This window comes from Rhodoferax sp. RT4P68, assembly GCF_056521305.1.
Map to the genome: position 1 here is coordinate 172,936 of NZ_JBWMBB010000003.1, position 17,380 is coordinate 190,315.

The window sequence follows — 17,380 nt, forward strand, 5'->3', positions numbered from 1 at the left end:
GCGCGAGGTTCGCTGCCCCCCGAGGGGGCGCGATCTTGCTTGGGGCGGCCCGGCGCGTCGCTCATGCCTGCAACATCCACAAGGCCGTCAGCACCAGCACGCCGGCCATCGCGCGGTTGAACCACAGCAGCCGCCGGCCCTGCGCCAGCCAGCCGCGCAGCAGTGCGCCCATCAGCGCGTAGGCCAGGTTGCTGAAGAACGCGAAGCACAGCATCAGCGGCAGCACCTGGGCCAGGCGCAGCCACAAATCGTCGCGCCCGGCGATCCAGCCGGCGACGATGGCCAGCGCCAGCATCCAGGCCTTGATGTTGACGAACTGCAGCGCGATGCCCTGCATGAAGCCCACGTTCAGCCGGCGCGCATCGGCCTCGCCCAGCTGCGCGCTGCGCGCCAGCTTGGTGGCCAGCCACAGCAGGTAGGCCACGCCGAGCAGTTTGATCGCCAGCGCCAGCGCCGGTTGTGCCACGACCAGCGCGCCGACACCGGCCGTGCACAGCAGCAGCACCAGGCCCCAGCCGGCCGGCACGGACCAGATGAAGGGCATGGCGTGGCGCAGGCCGTGGTTGGCGGCCAGGGCGGACGACAGGGTCGTGTTGGGGCCGGGCGAGAAACTCATCGCCGTGGCCAGCAACAACAGGGTACTCAGTTCGCTTGCATTCATGGGGAAGCAGACTCTATAGTCTGGACCAACACACTACCAATACAGTTGACCAGCGCAGCGGCGTAACTGTATTGCCCGCCAAGCCGGTACAACGCATGTTCTGAAAGGGCGCGCCATGCTGATGCGCACCGCCTCGCAATCGCTGACCGAACAGTTGGCGGCCCATTTTGCCGAGCGCATCGGCGACCGTCTGCTGGCCGCCGGCACGCGGCTGCCTTCGGTGCGCCAGTGTGCCGAGCAGCACCAGGTCAGCCCGGCCACCGTGGTGGCGGCCTACGACCGGTTGCTGGCGCAGGGCCTGGTCGAGGCGCAGCGCAACCGCGGTTTCTTCGTGCGCGAACAGCGCCCGGCGCTGCCCACCGTTGCGGCTGCTTCAGCGGCTTCGGCCAGCCCGCCCTGGCGGCGCCAGGTCGACGCGGCGGCGTTGATGCGCGGCATGTTCCAGGGCGGCAGCCAGCTGCCGCAGCCGGGCATCGGCGTGTTCCCCATCGACTGGCTGGCCGGCGACATCGTGTCTGCGGCCGTGCGCCGTGTGACGACGGGGCAGGGGCTGCAGGCGCTGTCGCTGCAATACGGTGACCCGGCCGGCGACCCGGGGCTGCGGCGCGCGCTCTCGCACAAGCTGGCGGGGCTGAACGTGCCGGCGGCGCCGGAGCAGATCGTCACCACGGTGGGTGCCACGCATGCGCTGGACATCGTGAGCCGCACGCTGCTGCGCGCCGGCGACCATGTGATGGTGGAAGAGCCCGGCTGGGCCATCGAGTTCGCGCGCCTGCAGTCGCTCGGCGCGGTGATCCTGCCCGTGCCGCGCCGCGCCGACGGGCCGGATCTGGAAGTCATGGCACGCTACTGCGAGGCGCATGCGCCCAAGCTGTTCGTCAGCGTCAGCGTGCTGCACAACCCCACGGGCTATTGCCTGTCGCCCGGCAGCGCGCACCGGGTGCTGACGCTGGCGAACACGCACGGCTTCCACATCGTCGAAGACGACACCTACAGCCATCTGGCGCCCGATCACGCCACACGGCTCAGCGCGCTCGATGGCCTCACGCGCACCATCTACGTCAGCGGCTTCGCCAAAATCCTGGCGCCCGGCTGGCGCGTGGGCTACCTGGCCGCGCCGACCGATCTGGTGGAGCGATTGCGCGACACCAAGATGCTGGCCACGCTCACCACGCCTGCGCTGTTGGAGCAGGCCATGGCCTGGTGCATCGAGCAGGGCCAGCTGCGCCGCCACGCGCAGCGGGTGCGCACGCGGCTCGACCAAGCCCGCGCCCGCAGTGTGAAGCTGGCGCGCGCGGCCGGCTGCAGCTTCGTCAGCGAGCCGGCCGGCCTGTTCGGCTGGGTCGACACTGGCGTGGACACCGAGGCCCTGGCCCAGCGCATGCTGGACGAGGGCTATTTGCTGGCGCCCGGTGCGCTGTTCCACGCCGGCCGCAAGCCCGGCACGCTGATGCGCATCAACTTCGCGACCACGCAGGCGCAGGCGGTGTGGAAGGTGTTCGAGCGGGTGCGGGGGGCGATGCCGTGAAGGCGGCTGGCGAATTCAGTTCCGTACGATCGTCATCACCTCTTTGCCGCGCGTGCCGCTCATGTTGTTCTCGTCCACTTTGCGCAGGTGCAGCTGCACATCCTTGCAGCCGGCGATGACTTCGGAAAACTTGAGCAACAGCGTGGCCTGATCCCCTTCGATCTTCTCGAAGACCATCGGGACCTTGCGGCCGGCACACAGGTTGTTCCGACTCGTGAACAGGGACTGCCAGCTTCCGCCAGTGGGCGTGATCTCCAGGTCCGACTGGATGGGGCCGACGTTCGCCACGTTCCAGGTCGCTTTCCAGCTGCCCACGAACGCGTCGGGCGACTGCGCCAGAGCGCAGGCGCATGCCAGCTGGGCCAACGCGAGCAACAGGATGCGGTGGATGGTCTTCATGGGCGGCTCCTCGTGGCGGTCGGCTGGCGCGACAAACGTGGGGCGCTTGAGCGACCGGAGCGCAGTGTGCTGCTGTGCAGGGCGGGGCGCATCCACTGTTTGCAGGACGAGGGGGCGCTCGCTCGGGGCATGGGCTGCGGATCTGGGACGGGTGGCCAACCCATTTGCAGCCCGGCCCGCGTTCTGTTGGCAGAGTACGGCCCTAGCGCCCCGCGTTGCCCCGCTTGCGCCAGTAGACGAACTCGTCCTCGTGCACTTCGAGATCCAGCTCTGAGACACGCGCCTGCAGCCGCTCCTGCACATCCGTCACGGCACGGTTGTAGAGGCTGGGACCGATCTCCTGAACGAAGAAGTCCAGCAGCGCGGCGGCCGCGATGTTGCCGATGCGCTCGTCGCGCTCTTCCTGGAAGTAGCGCTCGATCGAGGTGATGGCCTGCTGGCGCAGATCCTTGGGGAGGGCGATGGTCATGGTGGGCGGGAGGGAGTGCGGCCCGGATTGTCTGCCCGCTGTGTTGCGTCGACGCGGCCACGCGGGGCGCGCCGGGGATGGATGCGCCTGCAAGAGAGATTTTTCCGCCGTGGCCAAACCGCGTGCGGTCGATCAGCAATCTATTCACCGCAGATTTTGCGGCGAATAGACGCCACAATCGCCGCATGGACGACGCCGACGCGCTCTACATCCGGCAGGCCACCGACTGGCCGCACTGGCGCTACGACCTGGCGTCGCTGGCTGGTGCGCTGACGCGCGTCAGCCGCGCCCAGGGGCTGCTGTTGGGCCGGCTGGCCGATGCCGGCATGGCCCAGCGCGACCAAGCCAGCCTCGCGGCGCTGACGGACGACGTGCTCAAAACCAGCGAGATCGAAGGCGAGTTGCTGGACGTGGTGTCCGTGCGCTCGTCGGTGGCACGCCGCCTGGGCGTGGACATTGGCGCCCTCGCGCCGGTGGATCGGGGCGTGGAGGGCGTGGTGGACATGGTTCTCGACGCCACCGGCCACTGCGATACGCCTTTGAGCCGAGAGCGCCTGTTCGGCTGGCATGCGGCCCTGTTTCCCGAGGGCTACAGCGGCTTGTCGCGCATCAGCGTCGGCACTTGGCGCGACGACGCATCGGGGCCGATGCAGGTCGTCTCCGGGCCCATCCAGCGCCGCAGGGTCCATTTCGAGGCGCCCCCGGCGCAGAGGCTGGAGCCAGAGATGCAGCGCTTTCTGAGCTGGGCCGAGCGCGACAGCGGCGAGCCGGCGCTGCTGAAAGCGGCACTGGCGCATCTGTGGTTCGTCACGCTGCACCCATTCGACGATGGCAACGGCCGCATCGCGCGGGCCGTTGGCGATCTGTTTCTGGCGCGTGCCGATGGTGGCGCGCAGCGCTTCTACAGCCTCTCGGCGCAAATCCAGCGTCGGCGGCGCGACTATTACGACGTGCTGGAGCGCACCCAGAAGGGGACGCTGGACGTCACGATCTGGCTGGCCTGGTTCCTAGACGCGCTGCAGCAGGCACTGGACAGCGCACAGGCCGCGTTGGACGCAGTGCTGCTGAAGGCACGCTTCTGGCGCCGCTGGGGCGACACGCCGATGAACCCTCGCCAGGCCAAGCTGCTGAACCGCCTGCTCGACGGTTTCGACGGCAAATTGACGAGTGGCAAATGGGCAGCGATCGCCAAATGCTCGGCCGGCACGGCGCTGCGCGACCTCGGCGAGCTGGTGGCCCTGGGAGTGCTGCAGCGCACGCCCGGTGGGGGGCGCAGTACCGGCTATGAACTGGCGCCGCTCTGAGCGGCCGGCCTATCGCGCCTGATACGCCAAGCGCCAAGGCACGATTCCCCCCGGGCTGGTGCGCTCAGCCCGCCGCGTCCGCGCAGGCCACGGCCTGCGGTGGGCGCGAACCCGCCCGCGCATGCTGCAGCGCCCACGCGAACACCGCCAGCCCGGCCAGCGCCAGCAGCGCGCCGACCCAGCCGGTAGACGTCCAGCCCAGCCCGGCGCTGATCGCCACGCCGCCCAGCCAGGCGCCCAGCGCATTGGCCACGTTGAAGGCCGAGTGGTTCAGCGCCGCAGCCAGCGTCTGGGCGTCGCCGGCCACGTCCATCAGCCGCACCTGCAGCGCCGGGCCGATGGCCACCGTGGTGCCGATCAGGAAGATGTTGATGGCCGCCAGCACCGGGTGGTGCGCGGTGAACGTGAACAGCGCCAGCACCACGGCCGCCCACACCAGCATGCCGCCGATGGTGCGCATCAACGAACGATCCGCCAGGCGCGAGCCGACCAGGTTGCCCACCACCATGCCCAGCCCGAACAGCGCCAGCACCGCCGGCACCCAACCGATCGGCATGCCCGAGACTTCCAGCAGCGTCGGCTTCACATAGCTGAACACCGAGAACATGCCGCCGAAACCGATGGCCGCGATGCCCAGCGTCAGCCAGACCTGCGGTTTGGCCAGCGCGCTCAGTTCGCGCCAGGGGCTGGTGTTGGCCGGCACCGGCATGTGCGGCACCCACCGGTAGATCAGCACGATGGACAGCAGCGCGATGGCGCCCACCAGCACAAACGCCGCGCGCCAGCCGAACACCTGGCCCAGCGCGGCCGCGATCGGCACGCCGAGCAGCGTGGCGCCGGTCAGGCCCAGCATCACAAGGCCCACCGCCTGGGCGCGCCGGCCGGGCGGTGCCAGCGCAGCGGCCACCAGGGCCGCCACGCCAAAGTACGTGCCGTGCGGCAGGCCGGCGGCAAAGCGCAGCAGGTTCATCGACCAGTAGCCGGGGGCGGCAGCGCTGGCGAAATTGCCCAGCGCGAACACCGCCATCAGCGCCATCAACAGCGCGCGGCGGCCCATGCCGGAGGCCATCACGGCCAGCACCGGCGCGCCGATGACCACGCCCAGCGCGTAGGCACTGATCACATGGCCGGCCTTGGGAATGCTGACGCCGATGTCGGCCGCGACTTCGGGCAGCAGGCCCATGATGACGAATTCACCGGTGCCGATGGCGAAGCCGCCAACACCCAGCGCCCAGATGGCGCGTGCGAAACCAGGGGCGGCCACGCCGGGCGCAGTGGGGGCCAGATCCTCGGCCATAGGGGGTGCGGTACTCACGACGAAAAACTCCTGCGCGGCGCGCCGCCGGCTGGCGGCGGGGCCTGGGATAAGGGATAACCCGATGCTTTGAACTTACCACGGCTGCCGTTTTTGTGCAGCGCAGCAATGTTTCAGGATGGCTCTCGGGCCGCCCAGTGCACGCGTGTCCAGCGCCAGGGGTTCCAGCCCGGATGGCGCGCGAGGTGCAGCCTGCCGCCTGGCAATTCCCACCCGATGCTGGGCGGGCCGGCCCCCTCGGCGCCGGTGCTGGCGAAGGCCGGGGCGCCCAGATCGGCGACCAGCTGGCGTGCGGCGCTGTGGTGTTCCCACCACGGCACCCAGACCTCGACGGCGCGCAGTCGGCCGTCGGCCAGCATGGCCTGCAGGCGGGCGGCCGGCACGCCATCGGCGTGTGACAGTGGGGCTGCGCACAGGCGGTCGCCGTCTTCCACATCGTTGCAGCGCAGCGCTGCGCCGACGAAATGGCGCTGCAGCGCGGCCTCGTCCATGGCGGGCGACAACGCGCGGTAGCGGGCGGCCAGATCGGCGCCGGCCGGGCCCGACCACCAGGCGCGGTGGCTGTCGAACTGCCCGCGCCCGGCCCACAGCAAAGCTGCCAGCGCCAAGGCCAGCGCCAGCAGCGTCAGTACCAACGTGCGGCGCGGGCCTGTGCCGGCGGCGGCAGGGGAGGTGACGTCAGGGCTTGGGTGCCGGGCCACGTGGGCCTCCTGTCGCGCTCGCGCGGTGGGCGGTGGAGGCCAGCTGGCGCAGCGCATCCTCCATTTGCGCCGACAGCCTGGCCAGTTGTGCATCGGCGTCCGGCGGCAGATCGGGCTGGCGCTGCAGCACGGCAATCTCCAGCCGCAGCGACTGGGTCGAGGCGCTGCAGATGCGCTGGTACAGATCGACCAGCCGGCCGTTGAGGTCCCAACGCGGCACGCGCAGCGGCGCCAGCTCGGCCATGATGGCGTCGCACACCGGCACGATGGTCTGCGCCGCGTTCTGCAGAAAGACCGGCTTGCGGATCTCGCCGCGCTGCAGACGCTGGCTGTCCAGCGCCACGCGGCGGTAGGCCTGCTCGAAGCGGCGCGCGATGTCGGGCAGCATCTCCTGCGCCGCGTAGTTCTGCGCGTGCCAGACCAGTGGCAGCGGTGTGGCCGCCACGGAATAGGCCACGCCCGCAGCCGCTGCAACGCCCGCCAGCGTGGCCCGGCCGAGCCGCCGCCGGGCCGGCGCTTGCGGGTCGAACGGCGCCAGCAGCACCAGCCCCAGCAGCCCACCGCAGACCAGGCCGCCCACATGCGCGGCGTTGTCCACGTTCTGCTGGCTGAAGCCATGCAGCAGCGAATACGTGACGAAAAAGCCCAGCCCCATCCACAGCCGCCGGCGGCTCGCTGCCGGCACGTGCGCGCGGTAGTGCCAGCTGGCCGCCAGTAGTGCACCCAGCACCCCGAACACCGCACCCGAGGCGCCCACCGAGACAGAGGTCTGCGCCGCGTAGTGCAGGCTGGCCGCGCTGCCGGCCAGCGCCGACGCGAGGTAGATCAGCGCGAACTGGCCATTGCCCAGCAGCCGGCACAGCTGCTTGCCGGCCTCCCACAGGCCCAGCATGTTGAAGGCCAGGTGCACGATGCCGCCATGCAGGAAGGCGGCCGTCAGCAGCCGCCACCACTGCCCGTCCAGCACCACGGCGGAAGCGGCATTGGCGCCCCAGGCGAACAGCTGGGGCGACAGCGGGCGCGTCGGGCTCAGGCCCGAGGCCAGGTTCATGCCCCAGGTCAGCACATTGGCCGCCACCACGGCGTACAGCGCCCAGGGTGTGGGCGTCAGCGCGTCCAGCTGTTCTTCGAACGCGGCCTCGACGCGGGCTTCGCGGCGGCTGGCCGATTCGCCGGTGCCGGCGCGGAAGCGCATCAGGTCCAGCCGCGCGTGGATGGCGTCGAAGGCGATGTCCTGCTGGCGCGCGCTCAGCAGGTGCAGGCTGAGCCGCGGGCGCGCGGGGTTGCGGCCGTCCCAGAAGCGGGTGGTGTCCGGGTGCGCGGCATCGGGCGTGCGGTGCAACCGCAGGATGCCGCCGCGCTCCAGCGTCACATCCTCCAGCACCGCCCAGGGCACCGGCGGCTGCAGCGCCGCGCCGGAGATGCCGCGCCCGTCCAGCCGCAGCACCGGCTTGCCGCTCAGGGCGTGCCGCACCAGCGTGCGCGCCAGCCACACCACCGGCAGCGCCACGGCGCAGGCCGCCAACACCCGCCAGACGAGGCCGAATGGCTCCACGAAATCATCGACCGCAGTCATGATCAGCAGGCCGAAGCCCAGCAGCATGGCGGCCAGCAGCACGCTCTGGCGCCGGCGCGTGGGTGCAAATTCGAGGGGCGAATGCAGGCCCGTGTCGGGCGGCTCGGCCGGTGCCGGCGGGGCGGACATCAAGCGCTCACGCGAACAGGTCCGGCGCGGCCTGCGGCGGCGCAACGCCCAGGTGGCGGTACGCGGCTTGCGTGGCGATGCGCCCGCGCGGCGTGCGCTGCAGAAAGCCTTGCTGGATCAAGTAGGGCTCGATCACATCCTCGATGGTGCCGGACTCCTCGCCGATGCTGGCGGCGATGTTGTCCAGCCCCACCGGCCCGCCGTCGAAGCGCAGGATCACCGCCTCCAGCAGCTTGCGGTCCATCACATCGAAACCCAGCGGGTCCACGTCCAACATGGCCAGCGCACGGTGGGCGATGTCCTGCGTGATGGTGCCGTCGCCCTTCACGTCGGCATAGTCGCGCACGCGGCGCAGCAGCCGGTTGGCGATGCGCGGTGTGCCCCGCGCGCGGCGGGCGATCTCCTGCGCGCCATCGGGCACCGTCGGCACCGCCAGCAGGCCGGCGCTGCGGGTGACGATGCGGGTCAGCTCCTCCACCGTGTAGAACTCCAGCCGCGCCACGATGCCGAAGCGGTCGCGCAGCGGGTTGGTCAGCATGCCGGCGCGCGTGGTGGCGCCGACCAGCGTGAACGGCTGCAGATCGAGCTTGATGCTGCGCGCCGCCGGGCCCTCGCCGATCATGATGTCGATCTGGTAGTCCTCCAGCGCGGGGTAGAGGATTTCTTCGACCACCGGGCTCAGGCGGTGGATCTCGTCGATGAACAGCACGTCGTTCTTCTCGAGATTGGTCAAGAGCGCCGCCAGGTCCTTGGGCTTCTCCAGCACCGGGCCGCTGGTCTGGCGCATGTTCACGCCCAGCTCGTGCGCGATGATGTGCGACAGCGTGGTCTTGCCCAGGCCGGGGGGGCCGAACAGCAGCACATGGTCCATCGCCTCGCCGCGCTTTTTGGCGGCGCCGATGAAGATCTCCAACTGCTCGCGCGCCTTGGCCTGGCCCACGTACTCGTCCAGCAGCTTGGGCCGCAGCGCGCGCTCGATCGCCTCCTCGTTGGGCGAGGCCGGCGCGGCCGACACCACGCGGTGCGACGGTGGCATGGCGAAATCGTCAGTCTGGATGGACACGGAGGGCGGCGCTCTGGGCAAAGCGGGCACTATAGCCGGCTGGTTGTAACGCCAGTGGCGGGCGCTCAAGTCCGAGGCTGGGGCGCCGATAGTCTGGAGACTGCGGTCCCTGCCGCCGATCGATCCATGGCCCATCTTCGAACGCTCTCCATCTCTGTGCGCCACGCTCTCCTAGGGCTGGCGCTGCCACTGGCCGGCGCTGTGCTGTGGCCGGCACTGGCACAGGCGCAGGCACCCGCCGCCAACGATCGCCTGGCCCAGCAGCTGCGCGAGGCGGTCGACCGTGTGAACGCCAGTCCACCGCGCCCGATGGTGAGCAGCCGGTCCGGCGGCGCCGCCAGCGCCCCGGTGGTCGAGCCAGCCAGCATCACACTGAACATCGGCAAGGCCGGTGACGCCCGCGTGGCGCCGACCGCATCCGCGTCGGCTGCTCCTCCTGCCCGGGCTGCCGTCGCTCCCCGGGCCGCCGCATCTGCCGGGGCTGCCGCTTTCGACCCGGCTGCTGCGCCTGCGGCGCGGCCGCCCACGCCAGCGGCCCCGGCGATGCGAGCGGCCCCGGCCACCATGGTTCGCCCTGCGGCTGCTCAGGCAACGGCCACTGCCGGCCCAGGCGCTGCCAGCCTGGCCCCGGCGCGCGCCACGCCAGCCCTGGCGCCGCGCACCATCGCCGCAGGGCCCGCGGACCGCAGCGCCGATGAGCAGATCCGCCGCCAATACGAACGGGCCCGCGCCATCGCCAACGGCTTGCCGATCCCGCCTTCGGCCCGCCTGCCGCGTGACGCTCAGGCCGGCCCCAGCACCGCAGACGGGCGCGCGCCCGCCATGCCGCGCGAGCCGGTCGAGTGGTCCTACCAGGGCGCGGGCGGGCCGGCCGCCTGGGCCAGCCTCAAGCCCGAGTACGCGCTGTGCGGCAACGGCCTGCGACAGTCGCCGATCCACATCGAGCCCGGCGCCGCGCTGCAAGGCCCGAACGAGGCGCTGGGCTTTGACTACCGCACCAGCAGCGGCACGGTGCTGCACGATGGCCGCACCATCCGCGTCGAGGTCGAGGGCGACAACCTGCTGCAGGTGCGCGGCGCGACCTACCGGCTGGTGGCGTTCGACTTTCAGCACCCGGCCGAGGAGATGGTCGGTCACCAGGGCTTTGCCATGGGCATGCACCTGGTGCACCGCGACGCGCAGGGCCGCACCGCCGTCGTCGCCGTGCTGCTGCAGCCGGGCGAGGCGCACCCGTTCATCGACAAGGTGTGGACCTACATTCCGCTGGACGTGGGCGACCGCGTGCGCATGCCGGCCGGCGCGCTGGACATGCCGTCCCTGCTGCCCGCCGACCAGCGCTACTACCAGTTCTTCGGCTCGATGACCACGCCGCCCTGCGAGGAGGGCGTGCTGTGGATGGTGCTCAAGCAACCGGTGAGCGTGAGCGCTGCCCAGCTGCGCCTGTTCGCCCAGATGTTCCCGGCCAACGCGCGGCCGGTGCAGGCGCTGAACGGGCGCATCGTGCGCGACGCGCAGTAACTTCTTTCGCCCTCAGCCCAGCGTGTCGGCCCAGATGTTGCGGGCCCAGTGCATCGCGTAGGTGCCTTCGAGCTCCGTCGGCTCCACGCTGAGGCCGCCCGATCCCGCGATCGTTTTGAACGTCTTCTCCGCCGGCACGTACGCGTGGACGCTGGCGACATGAACGACCCTGCGGTCGTCGACGAAGCTGTAGCACGTGTTCGTCAGCATCGGCGCCGGGTTGGCGGCCCAGCCCGACAACTGCGCCACGATGGCGGCCGCCGCCACCTTGCCGTGGCTGTTGGCCATGTGGCCGCTCTTGGGCATGGCGGGGGCGATCTGGATCGAATCGCCGATCACGTGCACGTCCTTCGCGGCGGTCGATTCGAACGTCAGATAGTCCACGCCGCACCAGCGGTTGTTGGCCTGGTTGTTCAGCCCGGTCTGCACGGCGATGGCGCCCGCCCGCATGCCGGGCAGCACGTTGAGCACCTGGGCTTTGACGTCGTCGTGCACCTCGAACTTGACCACGCCCGTGCCCGCATCCACGGCGATGGCCCTGTGCTGCGGACGGTATTCGACGATGCCCTTGTACTGCTCGGCCCAGACCTTCTTGAACAGCGCCCCCTTGGACGTGACGTCGGGGTTGGCATCGAGGACCAGCACCTTGCTGCGTGGCTTGGCCGTCTTGAAGTACCAGGCCACCTGGCAGGCGCGCTCGTACGGGCCGGGCGGGCAGCGGTAGGGCTGCTCTGGAATGGTGATCGCGTAGACGCCGCCGTCGGGCATGCTTTCCAGCTGGCGCCGCAGGGCTTGTGTTTCGGGGCCGGCCTTCCAGGCCTGCAGAATCCTGCCGGACGAGGTCGCCGCCTGCAGGCCTTCGATGGTGTTGAACTGCAAATCCACGCCGGGGGAAAGCACCAGCTTGTCATAGCGGATCTGCGCGCCGCCCCGCAGCGTGACCGTCTTGGCCCGCGTGTCGATGGCGCTGGCCGCATCGCGCACGACCGTGATGCCGTGGTGGCGCGACAGCCCGCTGTAGGGCGTCGTGATCTCGGCCATCTGCCTGCTGCCGCCGATGACCAGGTTGGACAGCGGGCACGAGACAAACGCGTCGTTCGGCTCGATCAGCACCACGTCGATCTTGTGGTCCGACAGCAGCCGCACGTACTTGGCCGCCGTGGCGCCGCCGTAGCCGCCACCGACCACGACCACGCGGGCACTGGTCGGAATCGACGTCGTCGCACAGCCCGCCAGACCCAGAAGCCCGGCCGCCGTCGACGATTGCAGGAAGGTGCGTCGTTGCATGCGAATCTTCTCCTTCACTTGCGGGCCGCGAAGTAGTCGGCCAGCTGCGCAATCTGGGCATCGGAATAGCCCTTGCTGAGCTGGTGCATGATCGTCGCTGGGCGGGTGCCGCCGCGAAACGCCATGAGCTGTGACACCATCTGATCGCGCGGCATGCCGGCGATACGCGGCACGGCCGAGCCATCGACGGGCCGACCGTCGGTGCCATGGCAGTTGGCGCACGTGGCGGCCAGGCTGGCCACATACAGCGCTTGGGGGGACTGCGCGGCGGCCAAGGCCGGCAGTGCCGCCAACAGGGCGGCGGCGATAGATCGATGGATCACCGTGGAGTCTCCTTCTGCGATCGGCTGGGCAGGTTGTGGCGCCGATTACATCAGCAATCGGCGCTACCCGATGGCAGCCGAAACGGCGCACCAGCTGGGAAACGGCGCCAGCATGGTCGTTCCGCGACAAGCCCACCCGACCAAGCGGTTGTGCTCCACTCACGGGTCATCTGGAGCCGACATGCCGACACGACGAGACACTTTGCATCAATCCCTGGCGGTGGCCGGTCTGCTGGCGGCCACCGGCTTGTTCCCGCGCGATGCGGCGGCCTTCAACAAGGCGGCGTTTCAGGCGCGCAGCGTGGCCGACGCCACCAAGGCCTACGGTGGCGCGGCGCCTGTCGAGAGCAAGGAGGTCCTGCTCACCGCCCCCGAAATAGCCGAGAACGGCGCCGTGGTGCAGATGGCCGTGACCACGACGCTGCCCAACGCCCGGCACCTGCTGCTGCTGGTCGAGCGCAACCCCAATGCCCTCGTGGCCAAGTTCGACGTGACCGACGCCGTCGAGCCGAGCTTTGCAACGCGCGCCAAGATGGACCAGAGCTCGTACGTGTACGCCGTGGCCATCACGGCGGACGGCAAGGCCCTGTACGCCAGGAAAGACGTCAAGGTGACGCTCGGCGGCTGCGGCTGATCTACCGCGCCCACCGTACCCACCCGACACCAAGGAGTTCACCATGGCAGACCCCATGCGCATCCGGGCCCAGGCCAGCGGCAGCAACGCGATCGTGCGCGTCCTCATGAGCCACGAGATGGAGAGCGGCCAGCGCAAGGACACTGCCGGCAAGCCCATCCCGGCCTGGCACATCACCGATGTGACGGCGTCCCTCAACGGCAGGAAAGTGATGAGCGCCGAGTGGGGCCCCGCAGTCTCCAAGAACCCGTTCCTGCAGTTCACCGTCAGGGGCGCCAAGGCCGGCGACAAGGTCGCGGTGACCTGGAAAGACAACATGGGCGACACGCGTACCGACGAAGCCACGGTCGCGTGATGCATCGCCCGTCATGACGGCCCGCACGGCCTGCACGGCGCTCGCCGCGCAAGCCCCGGCGCTTGCCGCTCAAGCGCGGATGTGCGGCAACGCCCCCGGCAGCAGCAGGCCCTCGTGCAGCGCCACGTGCTCCAGGGCGCCCTCGAACTGCGCGCGGCAGCCGGCTGCCACCTGCCGCAGATGGTCGTGCAACGCGGCATCGGCCGGGCTGCGGTGCGCGCACTCGGCGCTGTAGGCCTCGAACTGCGACAACTGCACCAGCAGCTCGGCGACGTGGCGCGGGCATTCGCAGGCGATCGTCGAGGACTGGCCCGCAAACTCGGCCAAGGCGGCGTCGTCCCAGCGTCGTGGCGGCACGGTCTCTGGCAGGGGCGGCGGCGTCGCCGCGGACCCGTTCACCACCGGGTGCGCCGTGGTGGACAGTTGGCCCAGCCACGCAGCCAGCACCGCATCGGGTTGCGGCTCGCGCAGCAGGGCGGTGCCGGTGGCTGCCAGCGCGTCGCACACGGCGTTCGAACCGAAGCCGTACAGCACCGCCTTCGCGCCCGAGGCCAGCCCGGGCGACGCGTCCACGGCATCCAGCACGCCTGTGTGCAGCCGTGGCGCGTGGACCAGCACGGCGTCGATGGGCAATGCACCCGATGCGGCGGCGGCCTGCTGCGCATCGTCGAACGGCCCCAGCAGCTCCAACGGCCGGCCCAGCCGGCGCAACATGCCCGGCTGGCGCAGGCGCGCACCCAGCGCACGGCCGATCACCACCACGCGCCAGGGCCGTCCCAGCGCCGGCGCGGCCGTGGCCAGGCCTGCCTGCGTGGCGGCCAGCGCGCCGGCATGCGTGGCCGCCACGTGCTGCAGTTGCGGCAGATCCAACGGCGCCAGGCTGCCGATGGCGTGGCCCAGGTCCGTCAGCTGCTTGATCAGCGCGAGCCGCTGCACGTCCTCGGCCGCATACAGGCGCTGGCCGCTCGGCGACAGCTCGGCCTGCGTCAGCGCGTAGCGGCGCTCCCAGACCCGCAATGTGGCCACCGGCATGCGCAGCATGCGGGCGACCGCGCCACTGCGGTGCCGGGTGTCGGCGGCAGGCTGGCCGGGTGGCAGGGCAGGTCCGTTGGGGTTCATGCGAAAAAGGAATGAATCGTATTTGACCTGGAGTATCCGACAAATTTGATGGAATGAAGCGTGAATGACGCGCGCGCGCCCGGGTTGTGCGTAGGATGCGCCCCAGGTCAAGAAGCCGCCCCGTTGCTTCCGCCCCCAACAGGAGATTTCCATGCAGTTGCCCCTCGATCGCCGTGTGTTCATGATGACGCTTGCCGCCACCGGCGCCGCACTTGCCACCCAGGCCCAGGCCCAGACCCCGGCCATGGTCGACGAAAAAGATCCCCAGGCCGTCGCGCTCGGCTATGTCACCGACGCCAAACGCGTCGACACCAAGAAATTCCCCAAGTACGCCGCAGGCCAGAACTGCGCCAACTGCGCGCTCTACACGGGCAAGCCGGCAGACAAGGCCGGCGGTTGCCCGCTGTTCGCGGGCAAGCAGGTGGCTGCCGCCGGTTGGTGCAGCGCCTGGGTCAAGAAGGCTTGATGCGCGCTTGAACGCCCCACCAGCACGCCGCGCAGCTGACCCGGTCAGCGGCGCGCGCTGGTGGTGGCTTCACCCTGGTGCGGCCGCTGCGTGAGCGGCGCCACCGCAGCGGTGCCGGGAAGGCGCCGCTCGCTGGTCTGACCCAGCACCAGGCCTAGAGCCATTCCAGAACTCACGTCGGATCAGGCTCACGCCTCGCGCTCTGCGCGCGAGCGCATCCCCCAAGCCCACAGCTTCTCGCTGGGTAGCGGCAACACCATGAACCAGTGCTCCAACACCGCCAGGCTCAGCAGCGTGGCCACCAGGGCCGCGCCGATGGTGTCGAACGGGCTGGCCGCCGGCTGCAGCGCTGCCTGCCAGACCGCACCGGCCGCCAGCGTGCCGGCAATCACGGAGCTGGCGAACAGCGCATTGCTGGGCCGCTGGCGAAAGTAACTGTGCATGTAGCGCAGGTGCTCGGGCAGGAATTGCTCGTTCAGGTTGCGCACGCCCAGGAACACGTTCAGCTTGGCCGACAGGCGCATCACCCACAGCGCGAGAAAGGTCCACAGCGCCACCTGGTTGGGCTGGCCCCAGGTCAGCCAGAGGATCATGGCGCCCAGTGCCAGCAGCGCCAGCTCGTGCCACAGGATGGCCATGATCGCGTGGCCCACGCGGCGCCAGCCGCGCGCCTGCGGCGGGCAGGGGCTGCGGCGCGGGCCGGTCACGTAGCCCAGCAGAAAGCCCAGCTCCTGCCAGCCCCACACGGCGATGGCCGCCGTGAACGCCAGGTAGGCACCGGCCGTGCGGGTGTCGGCGGCGGTGGCCGCCACGCCGCACAGCGCCACACCCAGCAGCACCGTGGCCACACCCATCAACGCGCCATGCCAACGGCGCGGCAGGCCGTTCAGGTAGAGGATCACGCCCGTGCTGGCCCACCAGACGAGCAAGGTGTAGAGCAGCGGGGCAAGAAGCCGCATGGCGATTCGGATGGGGCGACGGTGGTGGTCTTGCGCGTGTCGGCGGGCGCGGGGCCTACCAGCTCGGCGCCACGCGCATGTCGGCCGGCAGTGCGTGCTGCTTGACCGGCCGCAGGTACAGGCGCAGGAAGCAGGCGCCTGCGCCCAGTGTTCCCCAGGCCTGTTGCAACTTGCCCACCACACCGCCGCGCTGCTTGGCCGCATCGATGCGGCGCGAGCAGTCCAGCAGCCGCTCCAGCCCGGCACGAAAGGCCGGGTGGTCGGTGTCCAGGCTGATCGGGAACACCTGCTGGCTGATCTCGGTCGTGATGTCGAACACCTTGTAGTCGTAGGTGGTCGGGTCCATGCCCAGCGCCTCGGCCAGCCAGGGACGGGTGTGGTCACGCACGTACATGGTGGCGTAGACGGCCAGCAGGAAGAAGCGCACCCACAGCAGGTTGGCGCCCTGCAGCAGGTGGGGCTGCGCACGCATCAGCAGCGCAAACGATTCGCCGTGCCGAAACTCGTCGTTGCACCAGCGCTCAAACCAACGAAAGATCGGGTGGAAGCGGCGCTCCGGGTGGCGCTCCAGCTGGCGAAAGATCGTGATGTAGCGCGCGTAGCCGATCTTCTCGCTCAGGTAGGTGGCGTAGAAGATGTACTTGGGCTTGAAGAAGGTGTAGGCCTTGGTGCGCTTGAGGTTCACCAGGTCCACGCCCAGGCCGAAGTCTTTCAGCGACTGGTTCAGGAAGTTCGCGTGCCGCGATTCGTCGCGCGTCATGTAGCGCATGAGCTGCTTGATCTCGGGGTTGTCCACGTGCTTGGCGATCTCGGCGTAGAGCACGCAGCCGCTGTATTCGCTGGTCAGCGAGCTGACGAGGAACTCCTGGAAATCGCGGCGCAGTTGCGGCGACCACTGCGCCGATGCGGCGGCCACTTCTGCAGCAAAAGCGGCGTCGCGCTGGAAGTGGTCGTGGTTGTTGTCGCCCTCGTACTCGGCCATCATGGTGTCCCACTCGGCGCGCACCGGGCTCACGTCCAGCTTGTTCATCGCCGCGTAGTCGGTGGTGTAGAAGCGCGGCGTCAGCACTGTCTCCTGCTTGGCCAGGCGGGCGGCGTCTTCGGGGGTGTGCAGCTCGGCTTGCATGGTGGGTCCTTGGCGTTCTACAGCAGTCGCGCGAACACGGCGGAGTTCACCGGTCCGAAGGATTCGAGGTCGACGCGGCGTTGTGTGGCCGGGTCGATCAGCGTCAACCGGCCATCGCTGCGGCCGATCAACTCGAAGGGAATCTCCGGGCCGATGCCCTGGCGCTTGCGCTCACGCACCAGGCCGCGCATGGTGCTGCGGATGAAGCCGCCGGTGCCGGCGACCACCGTGTCCAGCACCTGCCCGCTGCGGTCGTCGATGACCTGCAGGCTGCCGTCGGGCACATCGGCGAAGCGCAGGGCACGTTGCGCGACCGCAGCGGCGTCGGCCTGCTGGGTGATGTCGATGCCGGTGAGCCGCACGGCCGCCGTGGCCGCCAGGGCGCACAGCACCAGCACGACCATCGCCAGCAGCGGTAGTGGGGCCAGTCGTTGGGTGTTCATGGTGG

At 70.0% G+C, this 17,380-nt stretch carries 19 protein-coding genes; 6 read left to right on the forward strand and 13 right to left on the reverse strand.

Annotation, left to right across the window (positions count from 1 at the left end; all coding sequences use genetic code 11):
- Nucleotides 1–61: 61 nt before the first annotated feature.
- A complete protein-coding gene (locus tag AC099J_RS07330) occupies nt 62–661 on the reverse strand; it encodes a LysE family translocator (RefSeq protein ID WP_479614576.1) in 600 nt (199 codons plus the stop codon).
- Between the two features lie 115 nt (nt 662–776).
- Here AC099J_RS07330 and AC099J_RS07335 point away from each other — a divergent pair, with 115 nt between their 5' ends.
- Nucleotides 777–2,189: an aminotransferase-like domain-containing protein gene (locus tag AC099J_RS07335; RefSeq protein WP_479614577.1), complete on the forward strand. Its 1,413-nt coding sequence runs from the start codon at nt 777–779 to the stop codon at nt 2,187–2,189.
- Between the two features lie 15 nt (nt 2,190–2,204).
- Here the strand turns inward: AC099J_RS07335 and AC099J_RS07340 are convergent, their stop codons facing one another.
- Both AC099J_RS07340 and AC099J_RS07345 read right to left on the reverse strand, forming a co-directional pair.
- Nucleotides 2,205–2,588 carry a hypothetical protein gene (locus AC099J_RS07340; protein ID WP_479614578.1) on the reverse strand — a complete coding sequence of 128 codons (384 nt, stop codon included), beginning with the start codon at nt 2,586–2,588 and terminating at the stop codon, nt 2,205–2,207.
- A 202-nt stretch (nt 2,589–2,790) separates the two neighbouring features.
- Nucleotides 2,791–3,057, reverse strand: coding sequence for a DUF2164 domain-containing protein (locus AC099J_RS07345; protein WP_479614579.1), 267 nt, complete (start codon nt 3,055–3,057; stop codon nt 2,791–2,793).
- A 185-nt stretch (nt 3,058–3,242) separates the two neighbouring features.
- On the opposite strand from AC099J_RS07345, the gene AC099J_RS07350 reads away from it, so the two are divergent.
- Nucleotides 3,243–4,361, forward strand: a complete 1,119-nt coding sequence (locus tag AC099J_RS07350; protein ID WP_479614580.1) for a Fic family protein — start codon at nt 3,243–3,245, stop codon at nt 4,359–4,361.
- Between the two features lie 64 nt (nt 4,362–4,425).
- On the opposite strand, the gene AC099J_RS07355 is transcribed toward AC099J_RS07350, so the two are convergent.
- The 4 genes from AC099J_RS07355 to ruvB all read right to left on the reverse strand — a co-directional run bounded on the left by AC099J_RS07355 (nt 4,426) and on the right by ruvB (nt 9,145).
- Nucleotides 4,426–5,658: an MFS transporter gene (locus tag AC099J_RS07355; protein WP_479614979.1), complete on the reverse strand. Its 1,233-nt coding sequence runs from the start codon at nt 5,656–5,658 to the stop codon at nt 4,426–4,428.
- A gap of 131 nt (nt 5,659–5,789) precedes the next feature.
- Nucleotides 5,790–6,377 carry a hypothetical protein gene (locus tag AC099J_RS07360; RefSeq protein WP_479614581.1) on the reverse strand — a complete coding sequence of 196 codons (588 nt, stop codon included), beginning with the start codon at nt 6,375–6,377 and terminating at the stop codon, nt 5,790–5,792.
- Nucleotides 6,355–8,082 carry a rhomboid family intramembrane serine protease gene (locus tag AC099J_RS07365; RefSeq protein ID WP_479614582.1) on the reverse strand — a complete coding sequence of 576 codons (1,728 nt, stop codon included), beginning with the start codon at nt 8,080–8,082 and terminating at the stop codon, nt 6,355–6,357. Before AC099J_RS07365 ends, AC099J_RS07360 begins: the two co-directional genes overlap by 23 nt.
- Before the next feature lie 7 nt (nt 8,083–8,089).
- Nucleotides 8,090–9,145, reverse strand: a complete 1,056-nt coding sequence (gene ruvB, locus AC099J_RS07370) for a Holliday junction branch migration DNA helicase RuvB (RefSeq protein WP_479614583.1) — start codon at nt 9,143–9,145, stop codon at nt 8,090–8,092.
- A 126-nt stretch (nt 9,146–9,271) separates the two neighbouring features.
- Here ruvB and AC099J_RS07375 point away from each other — a divergent pair, with 126 nt between their 5' ends.
- Entirely contained in the window at nt 9,272–10,663 is a 1,392-nt protein-coding gene (locus tag AC099J_RS07375; protein ID WP_479614584.1) for a carbonic anhydrase, read from the forward strand.
- A gap of 12 nt (nt 10,664–10,675) precedes the next feature.
- Here the strand turns inward: AC099J_RS07375 and AC099J_RS07380 are convergent, their stop codons facing one another.
- Both AC099J_RS07380 and AC099J_RS07385 read right to left on the reverse strand, forming a co-directional pair.
- The gene (locus AC099J_RS07380; RefSeq protein ID WP_479614585.1) at nt 10,676–11,950 is read right to left on the reverse strand and encodes an FCSD flavin-binding domain-containing protein; all 1,275 of its coding nucleotides are present in this window, start codon (nt 11,948–11,950) and stop codon (nt 10,676–10,678) included.
- Between the two features lie 14 nt (nt 11,951–11,964).
- Nucleotides 11,965–12,273, reverse strand: a complete 309-nt coding sequence (locus AC099J_RS07385; protein ID WP_479614586.1) for a c-type cytochrome — start codon at nt 12,271–12,273, stop codon at nt 11,965–11,967.
- Between the two features lie 181 nt (nt 12,274–12,454).
- Here AC099J_RS07385 and soxY point away from each other — a divergent pair, with 181 nt between their 5' ends.
- Together soxY and soxZ are read left to right on the forward strand one after the other, a co-directional pair.
- Nucleotides 12,455–12,907, forward strand: a complete 453-nt coding sequence (gene soxY / locus AC099J_RS07390) for a thiosulfate oxidation carrier protein SoxY (protein WP_479614587.1) — start codon at nt 12,455–12,457, stop codon at nt 12,905–12,907.
- Nucleotides 12,908–12,950: 43 nt separating this feature from the next.
- On the forward strand, nt 12,951–13,262 hold the full coding sequence (soxZ, locus tag AC099J_RS07395; protein ID WP_479614588.1) for a thiosulfate oxidation carrier complex protein SoxZ: 312 nt from the start codon (nt 12,951–12,953) through the stop codon (nt 13,260–13,262).
- A gap of 69 nt (nt 13,263–13,331) precedes the next feature.
- Here soxZ and AC099J_RS07400 read toward each other — a convergent pair whose 3' ends face one another.
- On the reverse strand, nt 13,332–14,381 hold the full coding sequence (locus tag AC099J_RS07400) for a MerR family transcriptional regulator (RefSeq protein WP_479614589.1): 1,050 nt from the start codon (nt 14,379–14,381) through the stop codon (nt 13,332–13,334).
- 151 nt (nt 14,382–14,532) lie between these two features.
- On the opposite strand from AC099J_RS07400, the gene AC099J_RS07405 reads away from it, so the two are divergent.
- Nucleotides 14,533–14,847: a high-potential iron-sulfur protein gene (locus tag AC099J_RS07405; protein WP_479614590.1), complete on the forward strand. Its 315-nt coding sequence runs from the start codon at nt 14,533–14,535 to the stop codon at nt 14,845–14,847.
- Nucleotides 14,848–15,035: 188 nt separating this feature from the next.
- Here the strand turns inward: AC099J_RS07405 and puhE are convergent, their stop codons facing one another.
- Genes puhE through puhC form a run of 3 tightly spaced genes read right to left on the reverse strand, consistent with a single transcriptional unit; the run spans nt 15,036 to nt 17,375 of the window.
- Nucleotides 15,036–15,806 carry a putative photosynthetic complex assembly protein PuhE gene (puhE, locus tag AC099J_RS07410; protein WP_479614591.1) on the reverse strand — a complete coding sequence of 257 codons (771 nt, stop codon included), beginning with the start codon at nt 15,804–15,806 and terminating at the stop codon, nt 15,036–15,038.
- A 55-nt stretch (nt 15,807–15,861) separates the two neighbouring features.
- Nucleotides 15,862–16,932 carry a magnesium-protoporphyrin IX monomethyl ester (oxidative) cyclase gene (gene acsF / locus AC099J_RS07415; RefSeq protein ID WP_479614592.1) on the reverse strand — a complete coding sequence of 357 codons (1,071 nt, stop codon included), beginning with the start codon at nt 16,930–16,932 and terminating at the stop codon, nt 15,862–15,864.
- A gap of 17 nt (nt 16,933–16,949) precedes the next feature.
- Nucleotides 16,950–17,375 (reverse strand): photosynthetic complex assembly protein PuhC, encoded by a 426-nt coding sequence (puhC, locus tag AC099J_RS07420; protein WP_479614593.1) that lies wholly within the window; start codon nt 17,373–17,375, stop codon nt 16,950–16,952.
- Between the last annotated feature and the right edge of the window lie 5 nt (nt 17,376–17,380).